This is a genomic window from Flavobacterium sp., assembly GCF_044368625.1.
Classification (GTDB): domain Bacteria; phylum Bacteroidota; class Bacteroidia; order Flavobacteriales; family Flavobacteriaceae; genus Flavobacterium.
In genome coordinates, this window is the sequence record NZ_JBIPPD010000136.1 from 1 (window position 1) to 8,847 (window position 8,847).

At 35.3% G+C, this 8,847-nt stretch carries 7 protein-coding genes and 1 other RNA gene; 4 read left to right on the forward strand and 4 right to left on the reverse strand.

All coding sequences use genetic code 11. The features are described 5' to 3' along the window. Positions 1-172: 172 nt before the first annotated feature. On the forward strand, positions 173-1,075 hold the full coding sequence (xerD, locus tag ACIQ2X_RS10700; RefSeq protein ID WP_396178927.1) for a site-specific tyrosine recombinase XerD: 903 nt from the start codon (positions 173-175) through the stop codon (positions 1,073-1,075). Positions 1,076-1,170: 95 nt separating this feature from the next. Here xerD and rny read toward each other — a convergent pair whose 3' ends face one another. The 4 genes from rny to ACIQ2X_RS10720 form a co-directional block, all read right to left on the reverse strand. Then, positions 1,171-2,736 carry a ribonuclease Y gene (gene rny, locus ACIQ2X_RS10705; RefSeq protein WP_396178921.1) on the reverse strand — a complete coding sequence of 522 codons (1,566 nt, stop codon included), beginning with the start codon at positions 2,734-2,736 and terminating at the stop codon, positions 1,171-1,173. A gap of 49 nt (positions 2,737-2,785) precedes the next feature. Continuing rightward, positions 2,786-2,892: non-coding RNA, 6S RNA (gene ssrS, locus ACIQ2X_RS10710), on the reverse strand. A gap of 53 nt (positions 2,893-2,945) precedes the next feature. Next, positions 2,946-3,239, reverse strand: coding sequence for a cell division protein ZapA (locus ACIQ2X_RS10715; RefSeq protein WP_396178922.1), 294 nt, complete (start codon positions 3,237-3,239; stop codon positions 2,946-2,948). Between the two features lie 2 nt (positions 3,240-3,241). Next, positions 3,242-3,535, reverse strand: coding sequence for a hypothetical protein (locus ACIQ2X_RS10720; RefSeq protein ID WP_396178923.1), 294 nt, complete (start codon positions 3,533-3,535; stop codon positions 3,242-3,244). 238 nt (positions 3,536-3,773) lie between these two features. On the opposite strand from ACIQ2X_RS10720, the gene ACIQ2X_RS10725 reads away from it, so the two are divergent. From ACIQ2X_RS10725 to ACIQ2X_RS10735, 3 genes are read left to right on the forward strand one after another with little or no spacing between them, the layout of a single operon-like run. Beyond that, positions 3,774-5,381, forward strand: coding sequence for a M23 family metallopeptidase (locus ACIQ2X_RS10725; RefSeq protein ID WP_396178924.1), 1,608 nt, complete (start codon positions 3,774-3,776; stop codon positions 5,379-5,381). A 13-nt stretch (positions 5,382-5,394) separates the two neighbouring features. Continuing rightward, positions 5,395-7,860, forward strand: a complete 2,466-nt coding sequence (locus ACIQ2X_RS10730) for a carboxypeptidase-like regulatory domain-containing protein (protein ID WP_396178925.1) — start codon at positions 5,395-5,397, stop codon at positions 7,858-7,860. Between the two features lie 54 nt (positions 7,861-7,914). Then, the gene (locus ACIQ2X_RS10735) at positions 7,915-8,640 is read left to right on the forward strand and encodes a hypothetical protein (RefSeq protein WP_396178926.1); all 726 of its coding nucleotides are present in this window, start codon (positions 7,915-7,917) and stop codon (positions 8,638-8,640) included. The last annotated feature ends 207 nt before the right edge of the window (positions 8,641-8,847 follow it).

The window sequence follows — 8,847 nt, forward strand, 5'->3', positions numbered from 1 at the left end:
CTTTAAAATGCGCAATACAATTGGCTTCACTACTAAATTCGACTCCAAAACTAAAAATATTCATACCCAATAATTTATCTATCAAACAAATATACAAAAATATGAGCAATTACGGATATACATTAAATTTTTAAATGGTTTTTTTTTGTCAAATTTTGTTTTTATTTGTAATATGAATTGGAATTCGTATATCAAAAGTTATCAGTCGTATTTAAAAATCGAACGCGGGTTGTCGCAAAATACCATTAATAGTTATTGTTACGATATCGAACGTCTCATACTTTTTTTGGAAACCAATGCAATGGAAATTTCACCCGTTAAAATTCAAGAAGAAACTTTGCAACAGTTTATCTACGAAGTTTCGAAAGAGGTAAATGCACGATCGCAAGCCCGAATTATTTCGGGGTTGAAAAGTTTTTTTTCTTATTTGATTTTTGAAGACTACCGAACGGATAATCCTTTGGAATTAATAGAATCGCCTCGATTGGGTCGAAAATTACCCGATGTTTTATCTATTGAAGAAATTGATCAATTGATTGGTGCTGTAGATTTGACTTCGAATGAAGGCGAACGAAACCGTGCGATTTTAGAAACACTCTACGGCTGTGGACTTAGGGTTTCGGAGTTAGTGGCACTAAAAATTTCGGATTTATATTTTGAAGAAGGTTTTATAAAAGTCACTGGTAAAGGCAATAAAGAGCGTTTTGTTCCCATTGCAGAAGCAACTGAAAAATACATTACAATCTACAAAGATCAAATTCGTTGTCACCAGACGATTCACAAAGCCGATTCAGATACCTTGTTTTTAAATCGTCGGGGTAAAAAGCTTACACGGGCGATGATTTTTACGATTATAAAAAGGTTGGCGGTCGAAATTAATCTGCAAAAAAAAATCAGTCCACATACTTTTCGTCATTCGTTTGCGACCCACTTACTCGAAAACGGAGCTGATTTGCGTTCCATTCAAATGATGTTGGGACATGAATCCATCACTACGACTGAAATTTATGTGCATTTAGATCGAAAACATCTTGCTCAAGTTATCAACGATTTTCATCCTCGAAAAGATTTTTAAAACACAAAACCCGCTGAAAATTTCAACGGGTCTTTATATGATATTTATTTGTAATCTTCATCTTACAATATAGAGCCTGCGACTTTTAAAATTTCCTACTTCGCAATATTCACCGCTCGAGTTTCTCTAATAACAGTTACTTTAACTTGACCTGGATACGTCATTTCAGTTTGAATTTTCTGAGAAATATCAAAAGATAGAGTGGCAGCATTGTCGTCGCTTACTTTCTCACTTTCAACGATTACTCGAAGTTCGCGACCTGCTTGAATGGCATACGCATTTTTTACGCCATGGAATCCAAAAGCAATTTCTTCTAAATCTTTCAAACGTTGAATGTACGAATCCAATACTTGACGTCTTGCTCCAGGACGTGCACCAGAAATGGCATCACAAACTTGTACAATTGGCGATAATAACGATTTCATTTCAATTTCGTCGTGGTGGGCTCCAATGGCATTGCACACTTCTTCTTTCTCTCCATATTTTTCAGCCCATTGCATTCCCAACAAAGCGTGAGGTAAATCACTTTCGGTATCGGGCACTTTTCCGATATCGTGAAGTAAACCGGCTCTTTTAGCAAGTTTTACGTTCAATCCTAATTCGGCCGCCATAATTCCGCAAAGTTTAGAAACTTCTCTGGAGTGTTGCAATAAGTTTTGTCCGTAAGACGAACGGTATTTCATTCGACCAACCACTTTAATCAATTCTGGATGTAAACCATGAATACCTAAATCGATTACCGTACGTTTTCCAACTTCGATAATTTCATCGTCAATTTGTTTCGTTGTTTTAGCAACTACTTCTTCAATTCTGGCTGGGTGAATTCGACCATCGGTTACTAATTTATGCAAAGCCAATCGAGCAATTTCACGTCGAACGGGGTCAAAACAAGAAAGGATAATAGCTTCTGGAGTATCGTCTACAATAATTTCAACACCTGTTGCAGCTTCAATGGCTCGGATATTTCGGCCTTCACGGCCAATAATTCGACCTTTAACATCATCCGATTCGATGTTAAAAACAGAAACACAGTTTTCAACTGCTTCTTCAGTTCCTACTCGTTGAATCGTATTGATGATTATTTTCTTTGCTTCTTGTTGGGCCGTTAGTTTCGCTTCTTCCAAGGTGTCTTGCAAGTAGGACATTGCGCTACTTTTAGCTTCTGCTTTTAAACCGTCAATAAGTTGATTTTTAGCATCTTCGGCAGAAAGTCCTGAAATTACTTCCAATTGTTCCAACTGACTTTTATGCATACGTTCTACTTCATGCTGTTTGCGGTCTAAAATATCGAGTTTCGTTTCGTATTCTTTCGTTTTTGCTTCGAATTCCTCGATCGATTTTTTGGCTCTAGTAAGTTCGCCCGAAACCTGCGATTCTTTGTCGCGCACTCTTTTTTCTACTTCAGCAATTTTTTTATCACGACCCAATATCACTTGTTCGTGTTCTGCTTTCAGTTCGATAAACTTTTCTTTTGCTTGCAGAATTTTATCTTTCTTGATGTTTTCGGCTTCTAAATTGGCTTCTTTTAAGATGGAAGCTGATTGTCGTTTCGCACTTTTAATAAGGCTTGAAGAATTGCTTTTTTCTAACATTTTTGCGATTGCAAAACCGATTGCAACTCCTATGATTGCTGCTAAAATTACTATTACTGGTGTGTCCATTGTTTGTTTTTGTTTGTATATAAAAAAAGCCTACATTAGGGAAATGTATAAACTCGAAAAGACAAGTTTTGAGCTAACTCACTGTTCAAGCTTCCGTACTTAAACGGCTTGCTCTAGTAGCGATGATTTGCTCATTCTAATTTGTTAGTGTTGAGTTTACCAAATAAAAACTAATGTAGGCAGTATTTTTAGTCTGTGTTAAGAACGTATTATTTTAGGAGAATCGTATCTAATAAATCATTTAAATTTTTCAATCTTTCGGTTGTATTGGTATGGTCTTCGACTTTATCAATCTGTTTTTGCTCTAGTTGCGATGCAAACTGCAAAGCACACATAGCCAAAACGTCTTGTTTATCTCTAACGGCATAATTTTCTTCAAATTGCTTTATCATCACATCAATTTTTTTAGACGCGCTTCGCAGTCCTTCTTCCTGATACATATCCACATTCAAGGGATAAACTCTGTCGGCAATTGATATTTTGATTTTAAGCTTTTCGTCCATAATTATTTTTCTGATAACTGATTGATACAGTAATCAATATCCCGAATTAATGCATTTATTTTAAGCTTCGTATCTCGTTTATTTTCGTCACTGCCAAGTAAAGAATTTGCTAGTTTTAATGCATCATACTGCGTTTTTATAGCAGCCATTTCACTAGATTGTTGATTGATAATTCGCGCAGCTTTTTGTAATTCTAGTTTTAAACCTTGAGATTCTTTTTCTAAACCTTCTAATTTTATAAAAAGTCTTTTGATCTTATCTTCAAGAGTATCAACTATTTCTGCAATTTCACTCATCGAATCATTATTCGTTACTTATAATCACAAAGTTAGTATTCCTATTTTATTACACAATAGTTTTGTTGTTTTTTTACAATTAAACTTGTTTTATGCGTTATTATTGTGATGAATAAGAACTTATATCTTTGTAAAAATAAATAAGTGCATCATTAAATTTTTTTATATTAGCGAAAAATGCAAGCCATGATTATCCGCCTTTTACTTTTCTTTTTACCATTTTCACTTTGTGCTCAAAATGATTAAGTTAAACTTATCGGGTTCGTTTGGGGAGTTAAGAAGCAACCATTTTCACACTGGATTGGATTTTAAAACCAATCAAAAAGAAAATTTAAAGGTGTATGCCGCTGCAGATGGTTACATTTCTCGCATAAAGATTTCCAGTTTTGGGTACGGAAAAGCCATTTACGTTACACATCCCAACGGGTATACGACTGTTTACGGACATTTGAATCAAGGAAGTAGTAAAATCCAAGACTACATTAAAATGTCGCATTATAAAGAAAAAGCCTTTGAAATCGAACTTTTTTTAAAACCCGATGAACTGGTTGTAAAACAAGGAGAAATGATTGCACTTTCTGGAAATTCGGGTGGTTCAGGTGGACCGCATTTGCATTTTGAAATTCGCGATACAAAATCTGAGAAACCTATAAATCCGTTACTTTTTGGTTTTGATTTGATGATTAATGATACAAGCGAACCTGTTGTGAGTACTTTAATGGCTTATCCAGTGGGCGAAAATTCGGTTGTAAATAAATCGCAAGAACCTTTAGCAATCAATTTTACAAAACAACCCGACGGTACTTTTTTAGCCGACAAAGTTTTAGTTAGTGGTGCAGTTGGTTTTGGCATCAATGCGTATGATATGTTTGATTTCAATTACAATAAAAACGGCATCTATCACGTTCAGTCTTTTTTAAATGGTCAACAATCCTTTAATTATCAGTTCAACACATTTGCATTTGACGAAAGTCGCTACATTAATGCATTGATTGATTTTTCTAGATTTCGAAAAACAGGCGTTCGGATCCAACGTCTTTTTATGAGCAATCCGTATCCGTTGAGTATTGTTAAGACGGATAAAAATAACGGTATAATTGGGGTTAAACCCAATATAAATAATACGTATCGTATTGAAGTTCGAGATTTTAACAACAATAAAGTCGTCATCAATATTCCGATCCAGTACACACCTTTGGCCGCTGAAACACCTAGTAAAATTGTAAAAACACCTTATTTTTTGAAAGCCAACAACGACAATATGTATAAAAAGGATAATATTTCAGTTTTTGTTGAAGCGGGTACATTTTATGAAGACTTTTATTTAAATTTTGACGTTAAAGAGGATACCTTGACTTTTCAAGATGGATCAGTGCCAGTGCACAAAAATTTTAAAATCAGTATTGATAATAATAGTTTTAGCGAAGATTTGAAAAAGAAAACGTTTATTGTATCAATAGATGGGAAACGAAAAAGTTACAATGCAACTAAAGTTTCGGACAGTACTTTTACCACTTGGACTAAGAATTTAGGAAAATTTTATTTAGCACAAGATACCATAGCTCCCAAAATAAGGGCAATAAATATTTCGGAAGGCAAATGGATGAATACGCAAAATACCATCGATTTTAACATCAGCGATGATTTTTCTGGGATTGATTCCTATAACGGATCCATCAACGGCAATTGGATTTTGTTTGATTATGATTATAAAAAAGCACGAATTACACATGAATTTGACAAGACACTTTTGCAAGACGGTCGAAATGAATTTAAATTGGAAGTAATTGATAATGTTGGGAATTCTACTATCTTTGAAACTCATTTTTTTAGAAGTAATAAATAAATACGTCGATCTTTTGAAAACAAAGCACCTCTTACTTTTCCTTTTGATATTTTGTTCGTTCTCCACTATTTATGGGCAAACTGCTCGTTTAAAAGGAGTCATTCTGGATGAGAAGAATCAGCCTGTTCGTGATGTTGTTATTTCAGCATCTAATAAAACAACTACTTCAGATGCTACAGGATTTTATGTCCTTGAAGTATCGGCCAATAAGCCAGTAACCGTCGTATTTTCGCACGTTAGTTTTAAGAAAATCACCTTAATTCAGACGTTTTCATCTAACGAAGATTTTGAGTTTAATCCCGTAATGAATGATGTGGCCGAACAAATGCAAGAGGTTACCATCACCAAAAATAAGCGTGATCGTATTGAAGGAATTGCAAATATTGATCCTGCCACGATACGAAAAATTCCGGGAGCGAATGCAGGTGTCGAAAATGTTTTAAAAACTTTTGCAGGTGTAAACGGCAACAACGAATTAAGTACGCAATATTCTGTTCGTGGTGGAAATTACGATGAAAATTTAGTTTATGTAAACGAAATAGAAGTCTATCGTCCGTTCTTAATTCGATCCGGTCAGCAAGAGGGTTTGAGTTTTACCAATACCGATTTAACCGAAAATGTGGATTTCTCTGCTGGAGGTTTTCAAGCTAAATTTGGCGACAAGCTATCATCCGTTTTAGATATAACCTACCGGATTCCAAAAAAGTTTGGCGTCGCTGCAGAGGCGAGTTTCCTCGGCGGAAGTCTCGCGTTGGATGCGGTTTCTAAAAATCAAAAGTGGACAGGTATCGCAGGCGTTCGATATCGGGATAACAGTCTGCTTGTTAATAGTCAAGAAACACAATCCAATTTCCGACCTACGTTTGCCGACGTACAAACCTACATTACTTTTACACCTTCTACAAAATGGAGGTGGAGTTTTCTTGGAAATATTTCGCAAAACAAATACCAATTTCAGCCATTGACAAGGCAAACCAATTTTGGTACGATTGATGACCCTATTGCTTTGAGTATATTTTATCAAGGTCAAGAAAACGACGAGTACACGACTTATTTTGGTGCTTTGAAATCAGTTTATGAAGTCAGTGAAAATTTTACTTTAAAATTAATTAGTTCGCTGTACCATACTACCGAACAAGAGTATTTTGATATTTTAGCACAATATTCATTGGGTGAAGTGGATGGAAGTTTGGGTTCGGAAAATCTGGGTTCGGTAACATTTTCCGAAGGAGTAGGTACTCAGTTGAATCACGCTCGAAATAATTTGGATGCATTGATTTTTAATGGCGAGGTCAAAGGAATTGATAAAATCCAAAACAACACCATCGAATGGGGTTTCAAGTATACACGGGAAGACATTAGGGATCGAGTAGTGGAGTGGGAAGTGATTGACTCAGCGGGTTTTTCGCTAAATCCACCTAAATTTGTTTTTCCAAACAATCAACCTGCACAACCCTATATTGGACCGCTGATTCCGTTTCAAAATGTTCGCGCAACCAATTTTGTAACTATTGATCGTTTTTCTGGTTATGCACAATGGAGTAACAAAGGAAAATTAGGTTCGGCTGATATTTGGTACAATGCCGGAGTTCGCGGCCACCAGTGGGCGGTTTCAGGCTCGGGGTTAAAAAATTCCTCTCAATTTGTATTCAGTCCTCGCGCTTCCATTTCGATAAAACCCGACTGGCAAAAAGATATGGTGTTTCGGATATCGGGAGGGGTGTACCACCAACCGCCCTTTTATAGAGAATTACGTGATTCGACAGGAACCGTAATTCCTGATGTAAAAGCACAACAGTCTATTCATCTTGTTTTTAGCAACGATTACAGTTTTAAAATGTGGAACCGACCCTTTAAATTGATTTCCGAATTGTATTATAAATCACTAACCGATGTAAATCCATACACGTTGGAAAATGTACGAATTCGCTATGCCGCCAATAATGATGCAATTGCTTTTGCTCAAGGTTTGGATGTACGATTGAACGGTGAATTTGTACCAGGAACAGAGTCGTGGTTGAGTTTTGGTTATATGAAAACCGAAGAAAACATCGCTAATCGCGGTTTTATAGCAAGACCAACCGATCAACGGCTGAAGTTTGGCGCTTTGTTTCAGGATTATATGCCTAATATTCCAAGCGTAAAAGTATACTTGAATATCGTTTATAATACAGGACTTCCAGGAGGTTCGCCATCGTATGCAGATGTTTATGAATTTCAATCTCGACTGCGGGATTACCGTCGTGCAGATGCCGGATTTTCGTATGTTTTAACTGAAAATAACGCCAATCGTCCTGAAAAACATTGGCTCAAAAAGTTTGAAGACCTCTCCCTAGGTTTTGAAATCTTTAATTTATTTAACAATCAAAATGCTATTACCAATACTTGGGTTCGCGATGTTTATACTAAAAATCAATACGGAGTGCCAAACTATTTGACCACGCGGGTTTTTAACGTAAAATTGACGGCCAAACTTTAAAAGCCTTCCTTTGATAAAAATAGATTTGTTATATTTGACTGAATTACCACAATTATGAAAAACACTAAACAGATATTAATTGTAACTGCTTCCATGCTATTGTTCAATTGCAAGAAAGAAGTAGAGACGCCAAAAGTAACCTATGAAAATACTACCAAAACAGAAATTAAGACTGTTCCAGTAGATTCCTCTCAAATTGCTATTGCTGATTTACCTATTCAGATGGAAGGAACTCCCTACCTCATTCATCCTATTGGCGATTTTAGCGTGTATGAAGGTCGTGCAAAATCAATCTACGGTACGTCAAATACAGATAAAGTAAGCTTTTCAGTGTCCAATTACAACCGTTTTGAGCTTACAGGTTTTCTTCAAAATTTGAAATTTCAGCACATCGATTCTACAGAAATCAATATGTTAACAGATAAGAAAATCGTGATTAGTAATGTAAGCTATTTGAATACTGTTTTTGAAAAGTCCAAAAAGCAATTGCTGGTGTACAGTATCGTAGATATGGACACGAATCGTGATGGTAAATTGGATACAAATGATATTAAGTCGCTTTACATCAGTACGATTGGGGGTAAAAATTTCAAGAAATTAAGTGCTACTATGCAAGAATTAATTGATTGGAATTTAGTAGAATCCAAAAACAGGTTGTATTTCAGAACTATTGAAGACACGAATCAAAATGGTCAATTCGATAAGAACGATCGAATCAATTACCATTACGTAAATTTATTGAGTTCCGACTTTGAAATCGAAAGTTACAATCCGATTTAAAAAAAGTAGTTAAAAAGAAGTGTAACAATTGATAATAGTATGGAAACGACTTTGATGATAACTGCAACCATGGTACTAAAATTTTAAGTTGAAAACAAATTTACACAATTTACTATTTGATTGTTAATTAAATTTATGTTAAATACTACAATTCAGTAAATTAAGTTATTACTCAGATTAAATGTCTTATTTTAAAAATTTAAATCT

What these genes read in the sequence shown, in the direction of transcription:
- xerD (WP_396178927.1), top strand. Translation starts at nt 173, where the DNA reads ATGAATTGGAATTCGTATATCAAAAGTTATCAGTCGTATTTAAAAATC.
- rny (WP_396178921.1), bottom strand. Translation starts at nt 2,736, where the DNA reads ATGGACACACCAGTAATAGTAATTTTAGCAGCAATCATAGGAGTTGCA.
- ACIQ2X_RS10715 (WP_396178922.1), bottom strand. Translation starts at nt 3,239, where the DNA reads ATGGACGAAAAGCTTAAAATCAAAATATCAATTGCCGACAGAGTTTAT.
- ACIQ2X_RS10720 (WP_396178923.1), bottom strand. Translation starts at nt 3,535, where the DNA reads ATGAGTGAAATTGCAGAAATAGTTGATACTCTTGAAGATAAGATCAAA.
- ACIQ2X_RS10725 (WP_396178924.1), top strand. Translation starts at nt 3,774, where the DNA reads ATGATTAAGTTAAACTTATCGGGTTCGTTTGGGGAGTTAAGAAGCAAC.
- ACIQ2X_RS10735 (WP_396178926.1), top strand. Translation starts at nt 7,915, where the DNA reads ATGAAAAACACTAAACAGATATTAATTGTAACTGCTTCCATGCTATTG.